The sequence below is a fragment of the Phosphitispora fastidiosa genome, from assembly GCF_019008365.1.
Taxonomy (GTDB): Bacteria; Bacillota; Thermincolia; order Thermincolales; family UBA2595; genus Phosphitispora; species Phosphitispora fastidiosa.
Genome location: NZ_JAHHUL010000002.1, coordinates 95913 through 121070 on the forward strand (window position 1 = coordinate 95913; position 25158 = coordinate 121070).

The 25158-nt window shown below is 45.4% G+C and carries 26 protein-coding genes; 3 read left to right on the forward strand and 23 right to left on the reverse strand.

Features of this window, described 5'->3' with window-relative positions; translation table 11 throughout:
- Positions 1-33 precede the first annotated feature (33 nt).
- The 13 genes from Ga0451573_RS02830 to Ga0451573_RS02890 all read right to left on the reverse strand — a co-directional run bounded on the left by Ga0451573_RS02830 (position 34) and on the right by Ga0451573_RS02890 (position 11191).
- Complete coding sequence (locus Ga0451573_RS02830; RefSeq protein WP_231682366.1) at positions 34-1416, reverse strand: phosphomannomutase/phosphoglucomutase; 1383 nt, start codon at positions 1414-1416, stop codon at positions 34-36.
- Between the two features lie 421 nt (positions 1417-1837).
- Complete coding sequence (locus Ga0451573_RS02835) at positions 1838-2716, reverse strand: hypothetical protein (RefSeq protein WP_231682367.1); 879 nt, start codon at positions 2714-2716, stop codon at positions 1838-1840.
- A gap of 122 nt (positions 2717-2838) precedes the next feature.
- Positions 2839-3501, reverse strand: coding sequence for a TasA family protein (locus tag Ga0451573_RS02840; protein ID WP_231682368.1), 663 nt, complete (start codon positions 3499-3501; stop codon positions 2839-2841).
- Positions 3502-3567: 66 nt separating this feature from the next.
- On the reverse strand, positions 3568-4140 hold the full coding sequence (locus tag Ga0451573_RS02845) for a TasA family protein (RefSeq protein WP_231682369.1): 573 nt from the start codon (positions 4138-4140) through the stop codon (positions 3568-3570).
- A gap of 83 nt (positions 4141-4223) precedes the next feature.
- On the reverse strand, positions 4224-4841 hold the full coding sequence (locus tag Ga0451573_RS02850; RefSeq protein ID WP_231682370.1) for a TasA family protein: 618 nt from the start codon (positions 4839-4841) through the stop codon (positions 4224-4226).
- A 250-nt stretch (positions 4842-5091) separates the two neighbouring features.
- Positions 5092-6201, reverse strand: a complete 1110-nt coding sequence (locus Ga0451573_RS02855; RefSeq protein ID WP_231682371.1) for a hypothetical protein — start codon at positions 6199-6201, stop codon at positions 5092-5094.
- Positions 6186-6773 (reverse strand): signal peptidase I, encoded by a 588-nt coding sequence (locus Ga0451573_RS02860; RefSeq protein ID WP_231682372.1) that lies wholly within the window; start codon positions 6771-6773, stop codon positions 6186-6188. Before Ga0451573_RS02860 ends, Ga0451573_RS02855 begins: the two co-directional genes overlap by 16 nt.
- 383 nt (positions 6774-7156) lie before the next feature.
- The gene (locus Ga0451573_RS02865) at positions 7157-7540 is read right to left on the reverse strand and encodes a GerW family sporulation protein (protein WP_231682373.1); all 384 of its coding nucleotides are present in this window, start codon (positions 7538-7540) and stop codon (positions 7157-7159) included.
- 21 nt (positions 7541-7561) lie between these two features.
- Positions 7562-8245 (reverse strand): DUF2953 domain-containing protein, encoded by a 684-nt coding sequence (locus tag Ga0451573_RS02870; protein WP_231682374.1) that lies wholly within the window; start codon positions 8243-8245, stop codon positions 7562-7564.
- Between the two features lie 90 nt (positions 8246-8335).
- Positions 8336-8974, reverse strand: coding sequence for a LysE family transporter (locus Ga0451573_RS02875; protein ID WP_231682375.1), 639 nt, complete (start codon positions 8972-8974; stop codon positions 8336-8338).
- Between the two features lie 17 nt (positions 8975-8991).
- The gene (locus Ga0451573_RS02880) at positions 8992-9549 is read right to left on the reverse strand and encodes a beta-class carbonic anhydrase (protein WP_231682376.1); all 558 of its coding nucleotides are present in this window, start codon (positions 9547-9549) and stop codon (positions 8992-8994) included.
- Between the two features lie 217 nt (positions 9550-9766).
- Complete coding sequence (locus Ga0451573_RS02885; RefSeq protein WP_231682377.1) at positions 9767-10756, reverse strand: M56 family metallopeptidase; 990 nt, start codon at positions 10754-10756, stop codon at positions 9767-9769.
- A 3-nt stretch (positions 10757-10759) separates the two neighbouring features.
- Positions 10760-11191: a BlaI/MecI/CopY family transcriptional regulator gene (locus Ga0451573_RS02890; protein ID WP_231682378.1), complete on the reverse strand. Its 432-nt coding sequence runs from the start codon at positions 11189-11191 to the stop codon at positions 10760-10762.
- Positions 11192-11470: 279 nt separating this feature from the next.
- Between Ga0451573_RS02890 and Ga0451573_RS02895 the strand changes: the two genes are divergently transcribed.
- Together Ga0451573_RS02895 and Ga0451573_RS02900 are read left to right on the forward strand one after the other, a co-directional pair.
- On the forward strand, positions 11471-12394 hold the full coding sequence (locus Ga0451573_RS02895; RefSeq protein WP_231682379.1) for a Na/Pi cotransporter family protein: 924 nt from the start codon (positions 11471-11473) through the stop codon (positions 12392-12394).
- 104 nt (positions 12395-12498) lie between these two features.
- Complete coding sequence (locus Ga0451573_RS02900) at positions 12499-12870, forward strand: hypothetical protein (RefSeq protein WP_231682380.1); 372 nt, start codon at positions 12499-12501, stop codon at positions 12868-12870.
- Between the two features lie 34 nt (positions 12871-12904).
- On the opposite strand, the gene Ga0451573_RS02905 is transcribed toward Ga0451573_RS02900, so the two are convergent.
- From Ga0451573_RS02905 to Ga0451573_RS02920, 4 genes are all read right to left on the reverse strand, one after another.
- Positions 12905-14587: a methyl-accepting chemotaxis protein gene (locus Ga0451573_RS02905; RefSeq protein ID WP_231682381.1), complete on the reverse strand. Its 1683-nt coding sequence runs from the start codon at positions 14585-14587 to the stop codon at positions 12905-12907.
- A gap of 203 nt (positions 14588-14790) precedes the next feature.
- Entirely contained in the window at positions 14791-15081 is a 291-nt protein-coding gene (locus Ga0451573_RS02910; protein ID WP_231682382.1) for a hypothetical protein, read from the reverse strand.
- A gap of 61 nt (positions 15082-15142) precedes the next feature.
- Positions 15143-15373 (reverse strand): hypothetical protein, encoded by a 231-nt coding sequence (locus Ga0451573_RS02915; protein ID WP_231682383.1) that lies wholly within the window; start codon positions 15371-15373, stop codon positions 15143-15145.
- Positions 15374-15388: 15 nt separating this feature from the next.
- A complete protein-coding gene (locus Ga0451573_RS02920; protein ID WP_231682384.1) occupies positions 15389-16717 on the reverse strand; it encodes a D-alanyl-D-alanine carboxypeptidase family protein in 1329 nt (442 codons plus the stop codon).
- Positions 16718-16847: 130 nt separating this feature from the next.
- Between Ga0451573_RS02920 and Ga0451573_RS02925 the strand changes: the two genes are divergently transcribed.
- The gene (locus tag Ga0451573_RS02925; protein WP_231682385.1) at positions 16848-17318 is read left to right on the forward strand and encodes a DUF2889 domain-containing protein; all 471 of its coding nucleotides are present in this window, start codon (positions 16848-16850) and stop codon (positions 17316-17318) included.
- 36 nt (positions 17319-17354) lie between these two features.
- Here the strand turns inward: Ga0451573_RS02925 and Ga0451573_RS02930 are convergent, their stop codons facing one another.
- From Ga0451573_RS02930 to Ga0451573_RS02955, 6 genes are all read right to left on the reverse strand, one after another.
- Positions 17355-20810: an S-layer homology domain-containing protein gene (locus tag Ga0451573_RS02930; protein WP_231682386.1), complete on the reverse strand. Its 3456-nt coding sequence runs from the start codon at positions 20808-20810 to the stop codon at positions 17355-17357.
- A 609-nt stretch (positions 20811-21419) separates the two neighbouring features.
- Positions 21420-22469, reverse strand: coding sequence for a spore photoproduct lyase (gene splB / locus Ga0451573_RS02935; RefSeq protein WP_435052280.1), 1050 nt, complete (start codon positions 22467-22469; stop codon positions 21420-21422).
- Entirely contained in the window at positions 22444-22701 is a 258-nt protein-coding gene (locus Ga0451573_RS02940) for a hypothetical protein (RefSeq protein ID WP_231682388.1), read from the reverse strand. Before Ga0451573_RS02940 ends, splB begins: the two co-directional genes overlap by 26 nt.
- A gap of 60 nt (positions 22702-22761) precedes the next feature.
- The gene (locus Ga0451573_RS02945; RefSeq protein WP_231682389.1) at positions 22762-23283 is read right to left on the reverse strand and encodes a hypothetical protein; all 522 of its coding nucleotides are present in this window, start codon (positions 23281-23283) and stop codon (positions 22762-22764) included.
- Positions 23284-23429: 146 nt separating this feature from the next.
- Complete coding sequence (locus tag Ga0451573_RS02950) at positions 23430-24143, reverse strand: sensor histidine kinase (RefSeq protein ID WP_231682390.1); 714 nt, start codon at positions 24141-24143, stop codon at positions 23430-23432.
- Between the two features lie 52 nt (positions 24144-24195).
- Complete coding sequence (locus Ga0451573_RS02955; protein ID WP_231682391.1) at positions 24196-24873, reverse strand: response regulator transcription factor; 678 nt, start codon at positions 24871-24873, stop codon at positions 24196-24198.
- Between the last annotated feature and the right edge of the window lie 285 nt (positions 24874-25158).

Consider the following 25158-nt stretch of genomic DNA (forward strand, 5'->3'; position numbering starts at 1 on the left):
GCTTTTAAAACAGCTTATTGCATGGTCATTTGCCTAATACTCCCAGTTGAAGTCCGGAAGCCCCGCCCGGAGGATCCTTTCCTTTAAATCACCGGTTATAAAAGCCAAACCTTCCGGTGTCCTGGCCTCACACCTGGCTACCAGAGCCGGTTGGGTATTGGAGGCCCTTACCAGACCCCAGCCATCGGGATAGATTATCCTGACCCCATCAACAGTGATTGCATCATAAACCCTAAGGACCTGCTCCCGTATTTTCTCAACAATGCCAAACTTGATCTCATCAGGGCAGTCAATTCTGGTCTCAGCCGTGCTGTAATACTGCGGCAGGTCACCCAGCAAGCTGGACAGGTTTTCATCAGCATGTGACAGGGTTCGCAGCAACCGCCCGGTGGCATAAAAAGCATCATCAAAACCATAATACTCATCAGCAAAAAACATATGTCCCGACATCTCCCCGGTAAACAGGGCATTAAGTTCCTTCATCTTAGCCTTAATCAGTGAATGGCCCGTCTTGTAAAAGTATGGCCTGCCACCCAGCCTCTCTATTTCGTCCACCAGAGCTTGGGAGCATTTAACCTCTATAATGGCCTGCTGCCCGGGATTTTTCCGAAGAATCTCCCTCCAATAGAGCACCATCAGCTTATCACCCCAGATAACCTCTCCGGTATCATCAACCACACCGATTCTGTCAGCATCTCCGTCATAAGCCACACCAACCTCGGCCTGCTGTTTTTTTATTTCTTCCACCAGGTAGGTAAGGTTCTCTCTCTTCACCGGGTCTGGGTGGTGATTGGGGAAATTTCCGTCAGGCTCACAGAAAAGGGGAATTACCTCACACCCCAAAGATGTCAGGAATTTTTCGATATACATGCTGGCAGCGCCGTTGCCGGCATCTGCCACCACCTTCAACCTGCGGGGTCCAAGTTGAATTTTGGAAGACAGCATTTCAAGGTATGTTTCAGAGATATCAGCTCCGGTTACGCTGCCTATGCGTCCGGTTCCAATGATAGCGTCCTCCTCAATGATCCTCTTTATCTGCTGTATGTCCGCACCATAAATTGTTGATTTTCCACACGCCATTTTCATCCCGTTAAACTCCCCGGGGTTATGGCTGCCGGTAATCATAATTCCTCCGTCAAAATCCATATGATGCAGCCCGAAATAAAACATCGGGGAGGTCACTATGCCAATATCAACAATATCCAGACCTACAGAGGAAAGCCCCTTGATGAGGTCTTCCCGGATAACCGGTGTCGACAGGCGGACATCACCACCGATCAGAACCTTGTCAACTCCCCTGCCCAGAACAAAGGTGCCATAGGCCTGTCCTATTTTGTGTACCACCGGCGGGGTCAGTTCTGTTGCAGCAATACCCCGAATGTCGTATTCGCGGAATATCGCAGGATTAATATGCATCTTTGGTCCTCCTGTACATTTATGTAATAACAAATAAGTAATTGTACAAGCACCTGTAAAATTCCTGCCTGGGTTGGTAAAACCACATATGGAGATATTTACCACTAGAAAAGCGCGCATATTTCAGTTCCCTATGCGCGCTCTTTCCTGTAGCACAAAAAAAGAGCGCAATCAGCGCCCTTTGATCGGTTCAGCTTCTGCTTTAGTGGGTGGAGCCAACTTTAGCTTTTGGCTAAACCAAAACTGTCATGTGTTTAACTATTGATTTATTCTATATATATTATACGCCAATTCCTTTAATTTTTTAAGGTTTGTAAAATTAAAATTTTTAAAACAATTTGTAAATTTTCTATTAACAAACTAAAACAGGATGCCATATATGCAGCATCCTGCCTGACTATTTGCTCTTTGCTCATTTAAATCAATGTCCACTGATAAATTTGGTTTGAGGTTCTAATTTCTGATCACCATATTTAACGGCAGCCGTATAGTATGTATCCAGTTTTACCGGGTATTTTTCGGCATCAAACATCAGCCGGTAGTGTGGTTTGTGCAGTCCGTGTTCCTCCCACTCCAGGGTGTCGTCGACCACACTGAAGATATATTCCACAGGCTGGCCGGCATCATTTACTCCGGTTATAACTAAATCCACCCCTCTTTTGATTATTTCAAAGGTACCGTTCTGAACCAAATGGAACCTGATGGGCATTATCATACCCTTGCGCACATGGACATCGGGCTTTTCCAAAGGCGGGTCCCAAACAACACCTCCACCTTCAATATATGGAGGATGCTCAACAGCGTTAAGGACAAAGGTTACACCTGTGGATAATCCCTGGTATTCATTGCCGCATTCGGCCGGAAAACCTACCTGAAAGTCAAATACATCAGTTCCTCCTGCACCCAAAACCCCCAATACCAGGTCGTTTAGGTCCTTAAGCTTACCATTATAAAGGACGTTTTGGGCACTGTCCTTAATCACTAAGTCAAGGACACTATAGTACATCTCACTGCCGTTTTCCATAACAACCTCTATATCATAGGAAAAATCCAGATTCCCTTCATTTTTCACGGTCAGCGGGGCAGCAGCCTGTTGACCGGGAGCCATATTGGGGGCGCTAATGAAACCACTTGACGGAGAAGTAGTTATGGATAAGTCAGAATCAGTTTCAACAGCAACAACAAGTCCTTCATCCTGCATAAAAACAGCATAAAAAATAAAGATTACCAGGAAAACAGTTAAAACATATTTTATATATTTTGTTGCCTTTAAGAACGCCTTAATATCATACCTGGCCATTTTTCCTCTTCACCTTTTGTAATTATTTTGAGTTAATTACTGTTTAAGCCGCGAGAATTGGATTCCCGCGGCTTAAATATATCTTCCAAGAACGCCCTTCAGCTTTTTAAATTATCTGTCCCTTAAATTTGTTCTGCATAGAACGCAAAATCAAATATGAAGTTTTTACCTTGAATATCGTTTCCTGCATTTGTTGACAATGTCGCCTCAAAGGTAACATTAGCTGAACCAACCTGACCGGCATTTACATAAATAATTGAGTCAGTCGGGACATAGTCGTTAAGTAAACCACGAAGTGGCCCATTATACAATACTGCATTACCTGAGGGATACATTATCTTAATATTCATTTTGTCTATAAACTCATCATAAGCCGCTCCCGTTGTTTCCCCGGAAATAACGACATCGTTTGAATTGGTATATTGCGCCTGCACATTAGCTTTAACCTTTGTCACCTTTGCATCTATAGTTCCTCTGTTATAAAGATTCATAGCTCTCATAACTGAATCTCCGGGTGCCCAGCCACCAATACATTCTCCACTAGGAGTCCGTGTAGCAATTTCGTCATAGGGGTAATACCCACTTGGGTCAGAAGCTGCAGAATAAAACATGGGACCGGGAACCTTGTCCGATAAGTCCCTTTCCCCCTCAAGTATAATAGTTCCCGCAGTAAAGGTATTACCGGTATTAGCTGCCGTGTCAGTGAAGTAGGCAAAAGTTGCGCCGCCTATCAGCATACACACGGTTATTACCAGCAGAACTGGTATAATTAGCCTTTTTGCCATAATTTTGCCCCTTTCAGGGAATTAGGGGATAGACCCCTAATTTAATTAAATTATTATATACCGGTATTAAAAACCTGCATAGCCGGTATTAGCAGTTTGTGTAGCATTGATTTCGATATCGATAGTGAAGCTGCCACCTTGACAAAGATTGCCTGCAGAATCCGGCAGGAACGGTGTAACTTCCAGAGTCCTATAAGCATCCTTTGCCAATGTTCCTCCAGCAAAAGGACCATTTATACCATCAGCCAACCCAGTCATATCCACTGTTATTGGGGTTCCCCCGTCTACTGATACTGTAAATCTCATAGCATTTTTTAATGCAATATCATTGGTTCCATCGGCATCCACAGTAACGTAGCCTCTCCACATCAGCGGCAAAGTGCCGTCATTGGTAAGCTTTATAGTTTTGGTATCTCCATTCCAACCAGGAGCGATGCCTACTCCGTCGGTACCAACTTCATAAATTGCTCCACTAAATGCTGCATCATCACCATCGGTAAGGTTAATATCAAGTTCACCTGCAGTAAACGTATTACCTTCATTTGCAGCCGTATCTGTAAACCAGGCAAAAGTGGCTCCACCCACTAAAGCAGAAACTAAGCCTATAATCATAAGGCTCATCATTATGCGCTTTTTCATGTTTTCTTTTTCCTCCTTAAATTTAAACTTAAATATTTCTTGGATTTCTGAATTTTCACTGAAGGGCGCCTAGAAAATCTATATTAGGGTTCGTTCGGGTACTGGATGGCACTGAATTTTATATCACCGGTAAAGCTTGCTCCCTGATAAGTATCGCTAGCAGTGGTCAGAACTCTTACATAGATGTCATACTCAATGTCATCATAGTTCGTTTGCATAGCTCCAGCAGTATCCCCATCCCATTTCAAGGGCGCGTTACTCATATTTGTTGTCAAATCATTCCCCATCAAATTTGACAATGCAGTCCAATCCTGTAACACAAGTGGATTAGTTTCTGTACCGGTTCCTACATTGGGGCTCTCAATTTTTACTTCAAGCACGTCTTGTAAAGAACCACTACCCTCAATAAAGGCATACCACTCGATTGGCAGAGTGCCGGCATTACTTACTTTAATAGTAGCATTACCTTCCCAACCGGGATAAACGTTGGTGGTGTCAATGAGCGCTGGTGCCGTTGAAGATGTCGGGTCACCAAATAAAGGCTGTGCATTTTCTCTGTCTAATTCGAGGTCAACTGTTCCTGCAGAAAAAGTATTACCTTCATTTACAGCCGTATCTGTAAACCAGGCAAAAGTGGCTCCACCCACTAAAGCAGAAATTAAGCCTATTATCATAAGGCTCATCATTATGCGCTTTTTCATGTTTTCCTTTTCCTCCTTACGTGTGAACTGAACTAATCAATAACTTTTTTTGCCTTCCAAACTTTGGGCTGAAGAGCTCTAGAAAATCCGTCTAAATTCTTTTTTTATACTTATCACTCCTTTCGATACTACCTTTTTGTTTCCCCCAAGGAGTAAAACTGCGAATTTACATTGCACCCTAGCTGAAGTTAATCGGTATTAATTTTCACAGGGTTATTCAGTACTATCTGCTAATTACAGGTAGAATGTTTTATTTCTGCAGCTCACCGGCTTCCTCATCTTTTGAGGAATCTGTCGTATCGTCAGGTAAATTTCCTGCAGGATCCTCACTAACTGCCTCTATCGAATTCTTTTTTGAATCTATAACTGCCGGGACATTTAAACTGCTATCTGAATCCAGAGGCTGAGCAACTTCTGTCTCTGGTTCATTGGGTTCTTCATCAGTACCAATTGTTTCATTTGCAGTATCGATTGTTTCATTTGTTATTTCATTTGCTGGGCTGCCAACTACTTCCTCGATGAGCATTTCTAAAGGATCCTTGGTTGGCTCTACAATAACCGGGACACCCACCATATTTAGGGCTTCCTCCATAGCTACCGGGGCCTTCTCCCGGACCACAACTCTGGCAGGAACTCTCACAGACAGAAATTCCCCATTTACCGTCAGTACCAAATCTCCACTGTAAACCCCCGGACCTCTCCTGACATTGAGTTTCATATTCAGGGAATACTCTGCTTCTTCTCCCGACCCTTCATCCATACAAAGGTTTGATGCTTCTTCCTCACCATATACGACTGAGGTAACATCCTCTGCAGCCTCCTGCTGCAATCTGTCAACAGAACCCGCGGAATCAGGCACAAGGATAAAACTCCCCTCTGTCCTATCAATTACTGAAGCAATCTCACCGTCAATCCGCCACCTAACGTTCAAATTCTCACCTGATACATTGTGTATCTTTAATACATCATCAAAATTCCGGCCGGAACCTTCAACTACTTCACCAAAATCCAGGGTAATCTGGCCGTCTTTTTCTTGTGCTACTGTCGGAGTCTCTCCTTTCGGATCACCTGCTGCCGCCGGAAAGGTTGCCTGAGCTTTACCCGGTTCCAAAGATAGAAAACTGTCAATAGAGGCGGCTTGAAAAAAATTGTTGCGGTTTTCTGCCCTTGCCGTGAAATATGAATGTGTTTGAGTAATCAGCCCCGAAATTAAGAGCAGCATCACTGCCACTGCCAAAATAACCGTCCGATAGCGGAAGCTGTTTTCTGCCTTATCAGCCTTCCTTATCCTTTCCAGTTGCTTTCTTTCCCATCTGGTCATATGCCAGCGACACGGAGTCTCTTCTACTCTTTTGACCATGGCTCAGCCACTGCCTCCTGTTTTTTCTTTTCCACTTCACCGGTAATGGCTTTACCTATGCTTCTAAGCTCACTTACAATAATTAAAACTCCGGGAACAATAATCAGCCACACCAGACCCTGCTTTGTCTTGGCAAACTCCACAACCCTGCCAAAATACGGTATGCGAATTGTCTGCTGCCCAATTACATTGTCTGCCGGCACCGGTTTCGAATCAATACTCCCATTAGCATCACCCTTGGTACGATAGCTGACACCGGTATCATCCTTAACCACTTCCGCAACCCGGTGAGTCACAATTCTCTTGGTATCCTCCGGATCTTTAAAGGTTATAACGTCACCCTTTTGGTATTCGGTCTGCTTTTTTTGACCGGATACCGCGATCACATCTCCAGCCTCAAAAACCGGACTCATGCTGCCGCTCAAGACAACCATCAGCCTGTAGTCGGCCAGTTTGGGTAAACCGTCAGGCGAGATTTTGGAGCCTACTGTAAAAAAGACCAGAACTACCATTACCAGTACTAACACTGCAATAAAGGCATTTCCAGCCAACTTCAATATCTTATTTCCCACTTTTACCCCTCCCGCTAAACTGTTTAACCAGTCAAACAAATAATACAGCTCATTTTCCATTTTACACGTATAAATTAGCCATGTCCTGAAAAACATGTCGAGTAATTCTACGCCTAGTTAAGTGAATATTTGTCGTCTTTTGTATTATGGAGGGTAATTTTTACACGTGCTCATTTATTACATTTATGCATAATTCGCCAAAGCTTACTAATACTTGCCTCTATAACTAATGGTATTTATTACCATATAAGTTAATAGCACCTAATACTAGGTTTTTTTATATTTTTTTCGACAGCCCCAAGATAAATATTTTTCAAAATAAAATTTCCCGTGAAAAACATCACGGGAAATAATTATGGCATTAAATTAAACAATAAACGAAATTACTCAACCCTTTTTGTTACTTCCTTGTCCCTATTTTCTTTCTGCACCGTCTTCTTCAGCTTGTCTAACACTTCGGGAACCATAGCAACCACGTTCTCTAAGCTGCCCCTTCCGGAAATCGGCAGCATGCTTACCGAATCCCCTTTAATAACTATTACTGCAGCAGGGGTAAGCCTTGCTCCGGTACCAGCTCCGACGCCCCCTCCCCCTTGGTCTTTAGCATCCTTACCTTCTCCGCCTCCGGTACCAATCCCGAAGGTCACATTGACCACAGGTACCAAGGTTACTTCCCCGATTACAATAGGGTCGCCAATTACGGTTTTTGCTTTGAACATGTTCTCCAGGTGTGAAAAAATGGTATCCATGTTCTGTTTCAGGTCCAAATCAAACACCTCCTTTGATACTTAAGCCCCCGGAGCCGTCCGCCTTGGTGGGACAGCAAGGGCGATCCATACTCTTCTAATTGCGGGATGAAATGCTGTTCTCAGGGTACGCAGCAGAATAAACATGGGAACAGCTGTAACAGTCAGTTTGAGTTTACCTGCCAAAACAGGCTCAAAAAAATTCGGTCTGATATCAACTTTAACTACTCCCCGCGCACCGCATAAGCCATAGGCCATACCACATACAATGCCTGTAGCCGCTGGGTCGCCTAATCCAAGTTCTCCTGATATTTCCAGCCGCGAGTCGGTATCACCTATCATACCCCGAAAATATCGCAACAATACAATAAAGGTGTCAGGTGTCAGGGCTCCAACTGCAGCGCTCAGCCTGCCGGGTAAGGATGCTCTCCTAATACTGTCCTGCTCTGGAACATCTTTATGTTCTTGGCTGTCTTCTTTTCTATGGTGGTTTGTGTCTTCTTTTTTCTTAAGCCTAAACCGTAGACCCGCAACACTCACTTCCGTTTGTCCTGAGAAACTTGTCAAGATATTCAGGAAAAGCACCCTTTTCAGGAACTGCAGGCGGAGTCCGGCCTCCCCCGGCGATGATACTGTGATTGAAGCGCTCCATGGCATTATCATCGTAAATATTGACAGCAAAATAACTGCCCACAGCACAATTAATATAGCTGCCCACCAGTCCATGAGTATCACCCCATGGAATCACTTCGACTTTTTTCTTATTTTCCCTTTTTTTACTGCATTTCTGGTTTACCGAAGCTTAGTTTTTCACTGTCAGCCGGCTATCCTGACAATGCCGTTCCAAATAAAGGTCAGTGCCAGGCCGATCAGAAATGCTCCGCAGACAGCAATGATTCTGCGATATAATCTGTCAGACATAACTTTTTTCCCCCTGGCAATGGCAACAGCAACCACCCCATACCAAGTGAAATCTGCCAGGATGTGCCCTGTAAAAAAGAAAAAAAGGCCTGCCATACCATATTCCCAGGCACTTGTTAAGTAACCGAGGCCTACAGTAGCCCACCATATAGTCCAGTAGGGATTTGAAAGGCTTACCAGCATTCCGGTCAAAACCGGGCCCACCAGAACCTTCTCCGGTCCACTCTGAAGTTCCAGTGAAATATTCCCCTGCCGGGCATCCCTAAGCATCCCGTATCCCATCCAGATAAGGAACAATCCGCCAACAATGCTGACTGTTATAATAAAGTACTGATTATTTAAAAAAGACTTCAGCCCCAGGATCAGGGCTGCAACCAGGGCCAGCTCCAGCAAAGCATGGCCTGCCATCAGAAGAGGCCCGGCCTTTGCCCCCCGCCTCGTTGTTTCACTAACCGTTACTGTAAGCAGTGGACCTGGCATCATGGCCCCCGAAAAACCAAGTATCCAGGATGTCACAAACAATTCCAGAAGCATTTTCAGGATCCTCCAATTTACTCTTGTTCAACCTGCCCATAACCGTTGACAACAACCTTCAACTCCCCATTATCAGGACAAAATATCAGCCCATGTACTGGGATAGTTCGAGGTATCAAGTGGTGAGATTTTATCTTGGTAACAGCATCAATAACATTTTCTTCAACATCAGGGAACCCACCCAACCACGCCGCCAGATCATTCTTATCAATCTCTTCCTCAGAAATACCAAACTCCTTCATCCTTTCTGAAAGCAGTTCAGTATCCAGCTTTGACATACCGCAATCAAGATGGCCAATAACGAGTAACTCCCTCACCCCCAGCAGATAAATCGCAGCTGCCAGGCTCCTGATGGCATCATCACAGTCTTTGCGAATTCTGTTTCCGGCATTTTTAATGATTTTAGCATCTCCTCGCCGGATGCCCAGAGCCGGTTCAAGAAATTCGACAAGCCTGGTATCCATACAGGTAAATATGGCCACATGCTTTCTCGGCTTATGGCTGAATTTTTTTTGTAAATCGCGGTATTCGTTTACAAAAAAGCTGTTGGCCAGTAAAATCTCCTCCAGCAGCATGATCACACCTCCATATGGAATTTATAAGGCGCATTCGATTTATTATACTATAAACACTTTTGTTCGTACATAACCACGTCAAGAAAACTATTTTCCAAATGTTTTTCGACTATCGACAAAGATAGGGGCAGATAATTCCTCTAGCGGACAACACCTCGCCTTGTGGAACAATCTAACCCCTATAACCAAAATTTTCTATGCAACACTTATGATGCCATCAGCAGACATAAAAGAGAACGAACATGGTAAGTGTTGAAATTATCAGGGCCGCAACATAACCCTGCACGTAATCCTTAAATCTGCCGGGGTCATGGTCGAGCATTCGTCTTACCCTGAATTCAACAGCCCCAGTCTGCCCTAAAAGATTAGGGTGAGGCATAAAGTTGTCAAAAACAACATTGTCTAAAAATTTCTTGGGTGACAGCCTCCAAACCTTAATCAAAGCCTGGGCAAATGCCATCGGTCGCCCGGTCAGCCTGACCACCATATCATCTGCGGCTTTTTCCTTTTCATTAATGAAATCTCGGAAAACCCAAAATATAACCGGGGTAAAAAACAAGAGGTCCCTTAAAAACACCATGGTCCAGGTCGTCATAGAATCCGCCCGCACAATGTGCCCCAGTTCGTGGGCGGCAACTGTTTCCAGTTCCTCAGCATCAAGGGCATCCAATAAGCCCTTTGAAACTACAATAACCGGAAACTTATAACCCATTGTGAAAGAACGGGCAAACGAATCCGGTGTAACAATTATTTCAGGCTTTGTGATGCTGCCCTTAAGGCACAGCTTCTCCATAATATTAAAAAGTAACGGGTATTGTTCCGCCCGGGCAAAGCCATATCTTCTGGCAATTTTTTTACCTGCGGCAATACTGATAAATGCTTTAAGAACTGCCAAAAATACCACTACCAAGAAAAGCGGGGTAAGAATTGTAGCCAAAACTTCAGCTGAGTAACAGAGCCAGTCATTAAACACACCCAGTGGATGCCCGTAAACCGTACACCGATCAATAATAAACGGCCTGTATGCTATGTATGCAGCCAGAGGAGTTATGAAGGGCAATATATACAGCAATGCCTTTGATCTTGCATTTCGGATCACTGCAAACTGCACCATGAGAAGGGCAAGCAGATAACTGACCAGTGAACCGATTAGGACATAAACAATAAAGGGATGAACAAACTTATGAATAAAAACGTCGTATGTCATGGGTTATTTTGCCCCCTTTGACCTCCGTTCCTGAATCATGACCTCAAGTTTGCTGATATTAGTTTCATTCTCAGAACCCAGCCTTTCAACCATGTGTGAAATGGCAGGCTCAGAGAACTCTTCCATCAGACCGTCAAGAACTTCTGTAACAACTCTTTTGATAAAATCAGGTTCACTGATAGTAGGAGTATACACATATGCATTGCCTATCGGCTCTTTATCAAGAAGTCCTTTTTCGGCCAGTCGACCCATAATTGTCATTACAGTAGTATAAGCAAGACTCCGCTCCAACCGCAGTTGTTCATACACGTCTCTTACCGTAGCCTTGTTCGCCCTCCAGACAATTTTCATAATGTCTGCCTCAAGGTCTCCCAATACTTTTTTGTAACCAATCTTATGAGGTTTAAAATCAGAAATCAGTCTTTTAAGAAACACAATTATACCTCCCATATACGACTACTATCTAGTGTACTACTTGTTCCAATCATACACCAGAATTTGTATTTTGTCCATTAATACGACCTATTTCCTATATTTACGGGGGTCAATTTTGTTAATTTTCAATTTATTTTAAAAATAACATCAATTTCGTACAAAACTATCAATCCAATGACCTAGTAAAAATTGTCATAAAGCAAATTTGTCTCTAATAAAACTGAAAATGGGAGTGAAGAATCCCACATGCCCTCAGGGCAATTGGATTGGAGGAAGCCAATGCTGTCACTTCTTAATTTTTTTGCCGGAATAGCCCTGCTTTTATTTGGCATGCGCTTCATGCGGGACGGTCTGGAAAGCGCCGCCCGGAGAAGAATGCAGGAAGCCCTGAAAACACTTACGCGGAATCCCTTGACAGGTTTTATCACCGGCACTGTAATTACCGCTCTTGTCCAGAGCAGTACGGCAGTAACTGTAATCACCATCGGTTTTGTCAATGCCGGGATTCTAACATTTTCCCAGGCAGTAGGAATAGTGCTGGGGACAAATGTGGGCACATGTATAACCACACAAATAATATCCTTTAGGATTGAGAACATTGCCCTTCCTGCTATCGGTCTGGGAGCGCTGCTGATAGTTGTACCCCGAAAAAAATCTCTGCGCTGCCTGGGGCAGTCAATTACGGGCTTCGGGATAATCTTTCTCGGAATCAATACCATCTCTGATGCCTTGGAACCATTGAAAAATTCCCCGCACTTTGTAGATCTGCTTGCCCAGGTAAGTTCAAATGCCTTCTTTGGTGTAGTTGCCGGCACCTTCTTTACAGCGCTGATCCACAGCAGTGCGACAACCACCGGGATTGTGATTACCCTTTCCCGCCAAGGCCTGGTTGATTTGCCCACATCAATAGCAATCATTCTGGGCAGCAACATCGGCACCTGCATCACCGGCGTTCTGGCCGCAATCGGGACTCCGCCTGCAGCAAAACAGGTGGCAGCGGCACACGTCCTGCTGAATGTGGTCGGTGCAATAGCAGTTATTCCGTTTATCCTGCCTTTTGCACATCTGGTGGAGACAACTGCAACGGCGCTCCCCCGCCAGATTGCCAATGCCCATACCATATTTAATGTACTCAGTTCACTGTTGGTACTCCCCTTTACACAGTATTTTACAAAGCTGGTAAAGAAATTAATACCGGATTAAATGGTTCGGACAGCGATATTTTTCCGGCAAAGTTACATAAAAATATTGTAAATTAACGAGTTTTGGGTTACTTTAATATAGTACAGATTGAAAGGAGAATTGCCATGCATCTGGAAGCCCTTGAAAAGGTTCTGGGAATTGCCGGAAGAAATCCAAGAGTACTGCTGAGCCCGTCTTACTTCATGAAAATTTCTGCCCGTCTCGATATCGACAGCCACATCGAAGGTGACCGCATAGTGTTACGTTATAACGGTCGTGAAGCGCAAGCAGCAGTAATCACCCCGGAAAACTGTGAAAAATATAAATGCAGGGTACAGGAAGGGAAAAACGGTACAATGATTTACGAATACATAAATGCCCTGGTGACCCTGTTTACAGATGAGGAGGTGCCCCCCTCCCCTCATGATAAACTGGGGCCAACAGCCGAGTTCTACTGCAGTTGGGGAGCTGAAATATTGCGAAAAAAACTTCTCTAAAAAACGGGACTGCCAAATGGCAGCCCCGTTTTTTTTAGACTTTGAAGTTTTCCACCATACTCTTTAATTCCTCGGAGAGATTAACCAGAACCGATGCCGAGGCAGCCACTTCCTCAATAGAAGCTGTCTGCTCTTCTGCCGCCGCCGCTACCTGCTCCGCGCTGGCAGCGGTTTCCTCAGAGATGCTGGCAATATTCTGCATGGCCGCAACCGCTTGTTCGGCGCCTGCGGCCATTTCCTCAGCTGCTGCCGATACCTCCAGGATTCTTCGGTTGACGTTATTAATTGAACTCACAATATCATTAAACGCCTCACCGGCTTTGTTTACTATACTGGTACCGCTTTCGACCTCAACAATACCTGATTCCATCGCTGTTACTGTCTTATCGGTCTCTTCCTGGATTTCCATTACCAGATCGGAAATCTCCTTAGCTGCCTGGCCTGACTGTTCTGCCAGTTTGCGTACCTCCTCAGCAACCACGGCAAAACCACGGCCCTGCTCACCCGCCCTGGCAGCCTCAATTGCGGCATTTAGTGCCAGCAGATTAGTCTGTTTGGCGATACCAGTAATTACGTCAACAATATATCCTATCATCTTTGATTTCTTGCCCAAATTACTAACCGTAGCAGCAGTTAAATTAACTGTGGTATTTATATTCTTCATCTGCGAAACTGCATCCTGTATGGAACTGGCGCCTTTGCAGGCAGTGGCGCTGGCTTCCCCGGAAATATTCATCACATCATGGGCATGTCCGGCGACATCCTGGATACCCTTTGACATCTCCCCGATGACCATTGATGTTTGCTCAACGCTCTTTGCCTGGTCCTCTGTTCCTGTTGCCACCATGTGAATAGTTGCCGCAATCTGTTCTGTGGTTTTAGATGATTCGGCAGCCCCGTTATTAAGCAGGTCAGCTGAACTGGCCACATGTTCAGATACAGAATGAATCTTTTCAATCAATCCGGCAATATTGGAGACCATACTGTTAAAATTATCTCCCAGACAGGCAAATTCATCATTTGTATTAATATTAAGGCGCGCCGTGAGATCACCGCTTTCAGCTCTGGTCATTCCCTCAACTATTGTGGGAATGGGTCTGGAAATAATTCTGGTTAGAAAGTAGAAAATTATCCCTGTTCCTACCATAGCCAGGTAAGCTCCAATCATCATCCGCATCCGGATACTGTTCACAAGGCTGGTGGACTCCTGTCGGGGAATCCGGACAGCCAGGAATCCGGCAATATCACCAGACTGGTCGGTAACCGGCATAACTCCGGTAAGTTCTTTAGTCCCGGCAATTTCGACTTCTTTTACAAAAGCCGAACCTTCCTGCTGCATTTCAGAGAGTATTTCAGGTGCTACCCGGTATTCCTCCGGGTCTGCTATTCCTTCGATGTTGGCTGCCACCAGTTCAGTCCCCAGATATATCAGAAACTCATTACCGGTACGCTCAGCTATTGTGTCCATCAACATTGAATCAGAGTTAATTTCGTTTTCTCCCTTAAACAATACGCCTCCCTTAATCAGCCATTCTCCGGGATAAGTACCTTCAATAAGCTCATCGGTAAGGTTGATATTTTCCAAAAGCCGGCCCTCTAAAAGCGATAACCCATATTGATCCATGGTATTGAGGGCATATAACCCAATCCCTGTGGAAATACACAGCAGCATCAGGACAAATACTATGACAAGTTTGAAACCAAAACCTATCCGCAACAATCACATCCCCTTCCCAGGACGAGTTACATAGACAACCATATTGATAATTATATGAATATCGATTTTGACAATTATACGATATCGATTTTGTTCGACAAAATACTGGAATTTCCTGCTTTTTGGATTGACTTTTGTAAAATGGCAAACAAAAAACCCGTGAGATACGGGTTTATGCCAAACCAAGCCACGGCTGCGGCAGCTTATTTTCTGCCGCTATTCAGCTCACAGTCAAGATAACCTATAGTATAACATTCCCTTGCGTGGGCTTCCAATATCCCGGCCAGAGCAGTCATTACTGCAGCCTGGTTCTCACGGGATTTAATATACGGGAAAATCAGTTTCTTGCAGGTTTCATTGTTTTTTTGCAGCAACTGCCTAATCCCGCGCTTTTCATTTGTATCCAGGAGACCTATTACCCTGTCATGAAGGACCTCAAGCTCGAAATGACCGCCCGGGACAACCTTTAACAGGGGTTCGCTTTTTTCTTCCATAAGCAACACCTCCGCGGTAATATTATAACCGCGATTACAGGCAATTACACCTCTGGAATAATCATTCATACTTTTTATGAGACAACCTCCACCACAAATCAATAAAGAAAAAGGCAAAAGCCAGAAACACCATCGCTCCTGCCATGCTGACATATATACCAAAACTCTGTTTTAGCCAGAATACCAACACACAATAGGCAACCATGGCTGCGACACCAAACCCCCATGTTACCAAAGCCACTGATATTTTCCTGGCCTCAGCCATAACCGCACTTTTTATTTTTTCAGCCATTCTATGTTCCTCCGGTTATCTGATAGAATTTCTATGCCAAGTCCTATTCTTTCTCCTGTACCTATGACGTCTTCTTCTCCGCTTAGTTACATTCCAGGCTACAAACAGACCCAGCATCAGGCCCCCCGCCAACAGAGGATTAACAGGCGCTATTTGGGTTATCTCTTTTGCCTTAACTTCATTGCCTGCCACCAGATCTATTGAACCGAGGTTTTTTTCTGAGAGATGAAAAGTTATTTTACCGAGTACCTGGCCTTTTTTCACCGGAGCCCTGATATCATCTGCTACTGCCACCTTCTCAGTTACCGTACCGCTTTCACCCCTGGGAACGGTATAATAAAAGTCCTCTGCTGTTTTCAGGACCACATCCCCGATGCCATTGCTGACTGCTGCCTCCCGGACTAAAGTACCGGCCTCCTTGGCTCTTATGGTATTATACCCGGAGAATCCGTAGTCCAGCAGGTTCCCGGCATCAGTCCAGACGACAGACCCCGGTTCCCCCATGACTACTGCTATCATTTCCTGGTCTCCCCTGGCTGCTGAGGCCACCAGACAGTTCTTTGCCTCCTTGGTATACCCCGTCTTTATCCCTGTTGCTTCCTCATAGCGCCACAGAAGCTTATTGGAATTTTGCAGCCATTTGACATCAGAATCATCTTTCCTCGGAATCACCTTTACCTTGGTACTCACGAACTCCCTAAATACCGGGTTCCGCATGGCATACCTGGCAATTACCGCCAGGTCATAGGCTGTCGAATAGTGCTCAGGGTCCGGCAGACCATGAGGGTTAACAAAATTAGATTTTACCGCCCCCAACTCTCTAGCCTTATTATTCATCAGCTCACTAAAGGCAGGAACGGAGCCGGCTATATGCTCTGCAACAGCAACTGCTGCATCATTAGCGGATTTTACAAAGAGGGAATAGAGCAGATTTTCCATGGTAATGGTTTCCCCTTCATGAAGCCCGATAGCAGAAGGTATCACCAGTGTCGGGTTTTTGCCTCCGGTCACTATATCGGTAAGCTTTGTGCGTTCAATGGCAATGATGCCTGTAAGTATCTTTGTAGTGCTGGCAGGAGGCAGGGGAACATGTGCATTATATTTATAAAGTATTTCTCCACTTTTGCTATCCATGAGCAGGGCTGCTTTTCCGGACACCTGGGGAGGTACCGCTGCCTGCTGCTGGGCAGCTCCGGCAGGAGATATCAGGCATGTCGTTAAAAATAAAAACAATAGCAGTCCGCAACCGATTCTACGTACCAGTGTAATCACTCCTGTTGTGCTTTTTGATCCCGGAAACTCACTGTATTTGACTGACAGTACATAAAAATTATACCCTCTCATTCTCCCCAGTGCAACCCGTTCATCCCGCCCAAATCATGCCCCGATGCATCTGCAAGTTGCATTTTAAGCGGGTTTGACTTAAAATTAAACCATTAGCGGTAATTTTTTCTAACCAAAGGAGGAACATCCAGTGTCACTATTCAATCGCAACAAAACAATCGAAGTAAATAGTCTCGGTGGAAATATTCTCGAAGTAACGGCACACATGAAGGATAATTTTCATGAAATAAAAACAATCATTAAATTCGATAATGATTCCAAAACTATAATCGATGCCAGGACAGACATGGTTACCGTCCCTTTTGACCTTTGCCATGAAGTTTGTCCCAGAATGAAGGAGCTGGCAGGCCTACGGCTGGAAAAGGGGGTCCGCAGGTCAATTCAGGAAATTATCGGGGGAAAACAGGGGTGTTCCCACCTTAATGACCTTACCATGGACTCAATGAATGCCCTGGTCCAGGCCAGTGGTTTCTGCCTTCTGCCAACCGAAATGCCCTTTGACGAAAAAATGGAAGTCATTAAAAAGCTCAACAAAGGCATCTGCCATACTTACAGCAATCTGGACCGCAACCCCAGGTACATAGGCTATGATAACCTATAGGACAGCGCCCCCACAGATAACAGTTAACCGGCGTCTCTAGCTGCGGGAGGTCTTGTTTACAACTTCGGTCAGCCGCGATATCATTGCAGCTGCCTGCGCTCTGGTAGTATTTTGGTCAGGAGAAAAGGTACTGTCAGCAAACCCCTTCATGAGTTTTGCTTTTACCGCAGCAGCCACATCTTCCCGTGCCCATAGGCTGATCCTGCCGGCATCGTTAAAATCACTGAAAATTTTGGTAAGTTCCTGCTCCTTAGGTGTCTTCAGGTTACCTGCGCGGGCCAGCAGCGCGGCAGCCTCTTCCCGGGATATGTTCCTGTCCGGCGCAAACCTGTCATGAGACACGCCGGAAACCAGCCCGGCCCTCAAGGCAGCCTCAATATACGGAAAAGCCCAGTGCCTCCGGCGCACATCACTGTAAGAAGCATCCTCCGGCTCGTATTGCTGCAGTCCCAATGTCCGTACCATGAAGGTAACAAACTCCGCCCTGGTAACACTGGCATCAGGCATGAATCTGTCCCCGGTCCTTCCGGTTACTGCCCCGCGAGCCGCTAAGAATTCGATATCCCTTTGAGCCCAGTGGAAAGCCACATCATCAAAGGTCCTGAAATAGATAGCTGCGCCAAAGTAACCCTCCCTGTCAGTCTTAATACTGACAGTCCGGCTCTTGGAGTCAACTATCCCACCGAGAATCTGCCACTCATCCTCTTCCGTGTCATAAAACAACACCGTTATCTTGTGAGCCTGTTTTTCACCAACTACGTCATCATATTTCAGCGTAACCTGATAGCGCTTGACAGGGTCATCTCCCGACCAGCGCAGGCGGAACAGGGGCCCCACGAAGGCGGACTGGTCAGGTGCATCCTCCAGGTCGCCCGGGTCTTCCACCTCCAGGAGTGATTCTGTATTGAAACCTACTGAACCCGCATCCAGCTTAATCTTTATCCAGTCATCATAGGCCTTGATTTCATCACCGTCGGCGACCTCTGTCCTAACCTCAGAGCCCTCTTTTGCTATTGTATTATAATATACCGTCAGGGTCTTGGTGGTTGAGGCTTCCCCAAAGCTTGCGCTCAGCTCAATTTCATTCTTCCCGCCTTTCAGGGTCACACTCCGGGAAAAGCTTCCGTCAGACCTGACATCTGTCTCTTCACCGTCAATTTCAAGGGTATTGAAATCAGCTTTTTTCAATTTTCCCCTGATAGTAACCATATTGGAATAAATCGTGGCCCCTTCAAGGGGAGAGTCAACTGCAATGGAGGGCCCACTAGTATACGTCAGTGTAATTGTGCGAGGAAGGTTCGTCCGTTCACTTAATGGAAATCCCAGCGCCTCACCCTCTGTAATAGTAACCGGCACGGTGGTAACGCTTAAACTAATTTTATTTTCTTTGTCTGACCCGTCTTTATTTGACTTCAAGGTTATCGGGCCGATACGAAACCTGCCATCATTCAAGCTGACCCTGGCAATAGTTACGCTGTCGTTCACCTCAACGGTGAATGAATCAATATCATTACTATCAGCGGGAAAAACCGTCCCCTCAAGAATGATGTCGGTCGTATCCACAGTGTCCCCGTTACTATGTGATAATATAGTGAAACTTGGAGCACCGCTATAATATATGAATAGGGTTTTTTCCGCCGATTTTTGCCCGTTATAAGCATTAATAACGATTTCATTCCTAATTCCCGTCAGTTCCACGTCGGCGGAAAAGCTGCCATCACTGCTGCTGAAGGAAACTGTTTCATCATTAATTGTCAGCCCATTTCTTTCAGTGTTCAATACCCTGCCCTTAACAGTTACTGTATCCCTGACCACCACTTCCCCGTTTTCAGGAGAGATAATCATAATAACGGGACCGGATTCATATCTTATATTTATGGTAGCCGCAGCAGTAGAATACCCGTCAGTGGCAGTAATCTTAATTTCATTGAGGCCTGCAGACAAAGCTATAGCCTTCTTAAAGTTCCCGCTACTGTCAAAGCTAACCGCGGAATCGTTTATTTTTAACCCCCCTGAAGGAATATTGACAACCTTTCCGGTGACAGTCACAGAATCGCTGTTTACCGTATGAGTTACCCCCTGTTCCGGAGTAAGATTGACAATACCGGGTCCCCCGCGATATTCAACTGTAACAGTTTCAACATCCTCCACACCCGCAGAGTTCAGTGCTTTAACACTTATGGTATTATATCCGGGTTTCATGGTCAGGGTTTTGGAGAAGCTCCCTGAAGAATTGAAGGAAACAACTGTCCCATTTACTGTGAGCCCGCCGGACTTAGTATTGACCACTTTCCCGGAGACCGTCAGGCTGTTTGTATAGAAAACATCGCCATTATCAGGTTCCTCAAGGGTAATTACCGGATTGGTCTCACAATAGACGTTGAAGTTATGTGTAGTGACAACCCCACCTGCAGAAGCTGCAGCTATGGTGATAATATTTGACTGGTTTGCGATAAGGGTTACAGCCCGGGAAAAAGTCCCGTCTGCGGCTATGGAGGTACTGTTTCCGTTAACTGTAAGGGAAGCCGCATCGCGGACCGTCCCCTTTACTGTTATAGATGTTGTATAAACTGTGCTGTTGTCTTCCGGTGAGACGTCATAGACCTGGGGACCCGCTTCACCGTAATATATGGTAATATCCCTGGTTTCCCTTGCCCCGCCCCCCTCCGCGGTAATGGCAATCCGGTTAGCTCCACTTATCAGGTTCAGAGTTGCTGAAAAGACTCCTGCTGCAAAACTCTCATTGACAGCATCCCCGTTAAGAGTAACAGCCACTGAATCTGCATTGGGAGCAACTCCTGCAAGGCTGACCGAACCTGTAGTTGTGGTAATATAATCATTAACATCAATCCCATTTACTGTGACATCAGAAATAAGAGATGACTTGGTATAGGTGAGATGCAGGGTTTCGGTGATTGTGAGCCCGGAGTTGCCGGCAGTGAACACAATCACATTATCACCAGGGACAAGGGTCACATCTGCAGTGAAACCCCCGCTCCCATTAGGGACGTACGGTATGTCAGTGACCCAATTTAACTTAACGTCAAGGGAATCGGCATCAGTCAGGGTCCCGCTAATACTTTGGCTTGCCGCATAAACCTGTTCATTGTCATCGTGACTGGAAATATGTATTACAGGCCTGACAGCATCAGGATCATAATGTACGGAAAGATATGTATTTGAGGTATATCCTGAAGAACTGGTGGCAGAAATCCTGATGGAATTAGTACCCTCTGACAGGTTGCGGACAGTATACGAAAAAAAACCGCTGCTTCCAAAGGAAACACTAACGCCATTTATCCTCAGGATTGTTGCATTTGTCACATATCCCGTTACAGCTATTGAGTTTGTGGTGACAACAGCATCATCGACCGGCGTGGACACCGTTATGGTGGGTCTGGTTGCCGCAAACACAGCCGGTCCCGGTAACACAAGACTGAAAAGCATGATGGTAAGCAGCATTTTGGCTATAAATCTGTTCCCTTTTTTCAATGAAGGCCCCCCCTGAATATTAGTCCTATATTTTCCCATATTTCGACAAAAATCCGTAAAATCCTTTGCGAGAGTGGAAAATAAATGTTGGCTTCCGGAAATGACTGTGAAAAGAATATGGTAAGGTGCTGTACCGATTTTCCGCACTGCCGCCAGTGAGTCTAGCTGCCACCCACCGGCAATAAGGCAGCGTCCCCGAACTCGATGGCTCATTGGGCTTTTCTTGCTGGATCTTGTACAGCACCTCACCATATGCTACAGTCATTTCCTAAGCCAACAGTTAAAAGAATCCTATATTTGTGTGGAATTAATAAGGAGAGTGGCAGTTCATATCAAAATGAACTGCCACTCTCAGGCTGTCGACAAAGTCAAAAATTTTGAACTACATAAATGTTGTAAGACAGAGGCAGATGTGTTCCGGATGGCGGGTCTGTCGTCCGTCCGGCCCGCGACCCGCAAAGCGGGAGCGGATGCCGGCGGAGATGTAGCCCGCCGTAGGAATTCATCTGCCTCTGTCAATATTACAGTTTAATACTCAAATTATGTGGGGTTTGTCAATAAGCAGAAAGTGGCAGTTCATATCAAAATGAACTGCCACTCTCTTAATTATCATACAAAATATTCCACTGCTGCCTGGGGGATGCTTTGGTCCACCATGTCCTGTAAGAAGGTTTTTATTTCTGCCATTTTCTCCGGGGGATACACATATTTACCATAACCGAACTGGCCGTACTTGAATTTGCGGTTCTCTTCCACCATTGGCAGAGTCGTCTCCGGGAAGATATCCAGGATGTTATTTTTGGCCCTCTGGGTAAAGCGATGGGTTATCAGCTCAATGGTGAGCTGTTCCCCGGAACCAAAGCGTTTCCTCAGCTCGGAAAACACAGCCCGGTATTCCTCCTGCCAGCCTTCATACTCAATTATCGGAGCCACAATAAACCCTGTCGGGTAGCCCGCCTGATATACCTTCCGGGCAGCTTCAAGGCGTTGGAGCAGCCTTGGAGTTCTCTGCTCATACCGGTCAATAACCGTAGGGGCATTTAGGCTGAATCGAAATCTGGTATGGCCTTTGTGTTCCAGCTTCAACAGGCTGTCCACATTGGTGAATTTGGTCACAAACCTGAACCTGCCCATTTCCTGGATACCGAAATAGTTAATAGCTTTCGCCAAGGCCCCGGTATAAGGTTCAACAGGAAGGGGGTCCGAGGTGGCCGCACCCTCAAAAATTGTAATCTCCGGCTCTCTGGAAGTAATATACTCTTTGGCCTTGTCCAATATCTGATCAATATTAACATAGACCCTGATATAGGGTTTTTTGCCAAGTGTCGTGTTCAGGTAACAATATTGGCACATCCCTGGGCAGCTAGTCGCCAAAGGCAGCTGAAAGTGTGCCGAGGGCTTGCAGGTCTGAAACTCAAGAGTCTTCCTGACTCCCACAACCATAGTATTCTTGCCCTCCTGATATGCTTCCCGGGGCGTTTTTCCGGGTATCCCGGTTATTCTGTTGTGAGACCCGGCCAGTTTTATCTCCACCCCCATCTCTTCCAGAGCCTGGTGTATTTCTTTTCCCAGCTGATACTCCAGAGCCTCTCTCTCGAAATATGCCCTCCGGGGTATAAAAGAAAATTCTCCTTTATTCACGAGAATTTTTGACTCCATCTTCAATATCATCATTGCTGTCTTTATCTGCAATCAAAAATTCTTCATCAGCGGGACTTCCCTCAACACTGGCAAAAACTGCCGACCCCAGTTCAGTGGGTACAAATTCCGGAGGAACCTGCAGCTTATAGTCAAGCTTCTCTTCTGTTTCCACTGTCCGGTCTTGCTTTACCCCTGCTGCATCTTTCCTTTGTGCTGCGGTATCTTTTTGGGCCTTTTTGTGGGTTACCATAAACCTGCCTCCTAAAAAAGATTACTCGATTTTCTTATATGTGCAGGGATAGTATGCCCGTTATTTCTTTTTGTTATGGGATTCCCATTCAAAATCTACCATACTAAATTCAAATGGGTTCTTTTCCAGCAATTCTTTTTCCAGAGCAGTAAGTTCCTTTTCCGGCATTACTGCCGGACCGCTGCGCTCTAGCCACCAATCATGGCTGCCGCCATAGATTAAAATGGCGCCCATAGCAACTTTAGGAATTAGAAAACCTACCAGGAACCCCAGGGCAAATTCATATCCTCCCCTGGGTATAGTAAAGAACATAACCATGATGATGAGCCAAAATCTCAGATAATAATAAACAAATGCCACCACTTTTGCCCGTATAGGGGACTTAAATCTTTGATAAATCCAAGGAACGAGGCTCAGGGCCTTATAATTCAGAACCATTAGGAAGCAGCTAATAAATATTCCCACCGTAAGAGCTTTGTGCCCCAGCAGGAATGTTACCACACATACTGCTGCAGAGATGACCGCACTCCATTTAGCGATTCTTCTCTGCTCCTTTGCCGAAGTAATATCAAGTTTTCCCATTGCCTATTCCTCCCATTTCTCACAAGGCACCTCGTGCCTTGTAAACAACACAGGCAACATCCTCCTATTCGGTTGTCCGCCTTACTTCGTCCTACCACCCCCTAAAATGAGCAAACCTCTGAAGCCATAAAATGGCCCAGAGGCTGTCAAGCAGGTTCTCCTGGTATCGGGACAGTAATATAAATAACAGTCCCTTCACCCGGAGCTGTTTCCAGGACAATTTCTGCATTGATTAGCTGTGCCCTCTCAAACATCCCTGCCAACCCAAGTTTACGGTTGCTGAGAAGGATTGACTTCACCTCTGGAAAACCGCTAATCCCAATACCGTTGTCCCTGACCATAAATCTTGCTGTATCCCTGCCAAATTCAATACTTATGTCTACACGGGAAGCCTCTGAGTGGCGGGCAACATTGTTGAGGGCTTCCTGAATAATCCGGAAAATACTGACCTCCACTTCAGGCTGGAAACGATGAAGTGGACCCTTTATCTCCAGACTTGTCCTGATTCCGTAATTTTTCCGAAGTTCTTCGGCAAGGTAATCCAGTGAGGGGAGCAGTCCAAGGTGATCAAGAATGGAAGGCCGCAGGTTTGAGCTCAAATGACGAACCTCCCTGATAACACTCTTCAACTGTTCCGTAAGCTGCAGAAGGAACCTGGTATATGGCATAGTACTCAAATTCTGATTTTTTGCCATAAAATTTTCTGATTGGTGGAGTATGGCAATCAATGACTGAACAGTGCTGTCGTGAAGTTCCCTGGCTATACGAAGTCTTTCTTCCTCCTGGGCCAGGGTAACCTGTTTTACATACAGACGCAGGTTATTTTCATTGTTCTGCACATTATAGATGTCCGGCTCCACGGGCAACACATCTCCTTTCCCATAGAACAGCGAACTTCAGTTAATCCAGCCTTTATTCCCCGCCATCAAGTTGTTCAATTTTAATTATGCCCTGTCTCAAAGCAGTCAAAATTGCTTCTGTTCGAGAGTTAACCCCTATTTTAGAAAAAACGTTGCGCAAGTGGGTTTCTACCGTACGCACACTGAGAAAAAGCCTCCCAGCTATTTCCCTGTTCCTCATGCCCATGGAGGCAAGCCTAAGAACCTCTTTTTCCCTAGAGGTCAACTGCTCCGTACTCTCTGCAGCCTTAACGCAGCGCATATGCTGCATGACCTTGCCTGCTACAACCGGGTGCAGAACAGGTTCGCCGCGTACGACCGCACTAATCGCACGAACCAGCTCCTGTCCACTGATATCTTTGAGCAAATACCCCGATGCCCCCGATTCCAGGATAGGAAAAATGTATTGTTCATAGTCATATGCAGTTAATATCAATACAGCCGTTTCCGGGCTCAATTCCTTTATCTTTCTGGTGGCCTCGATTCCATTAAGTTTCGGCATATCAATATCTATAACCAACACCCGCGGTTTGAGGGCTGTAGCCAGCTTAACGGCGCTTTCACCATCACCGGCCTCACCAACAACCTGAAACATTTCTTCATCTTCCAGGAGTTTACGTATACTCTCCCTTACTACCACGTGGTCATCGGCTAACATGATGGAAACTCTTTGCAAGGAATTTTTTTTCAAGGAATTTTTCCTCCTACACACCTAAGGAGTTTGTTACTAATTTCACAATCAATTTTAAAAAATATATCAGAGGGGCCAGTAGTAAGTTTGAATTTTTTGAATTTTCTATATTGTTCCTCTTACTTATATTTTACTACCAATTGTTTCTGCTGTCAAACGGAACTAATGTCCCCTCCAGAGGTACGCAGGCGCTTTTAAACCTATTTGCTAAATGATAAGTAAGCTGCACCATTAAGATTTAAAAAAACCGGGAGCATGGAGAATGGGAGGAAAACCCGCTCCCGG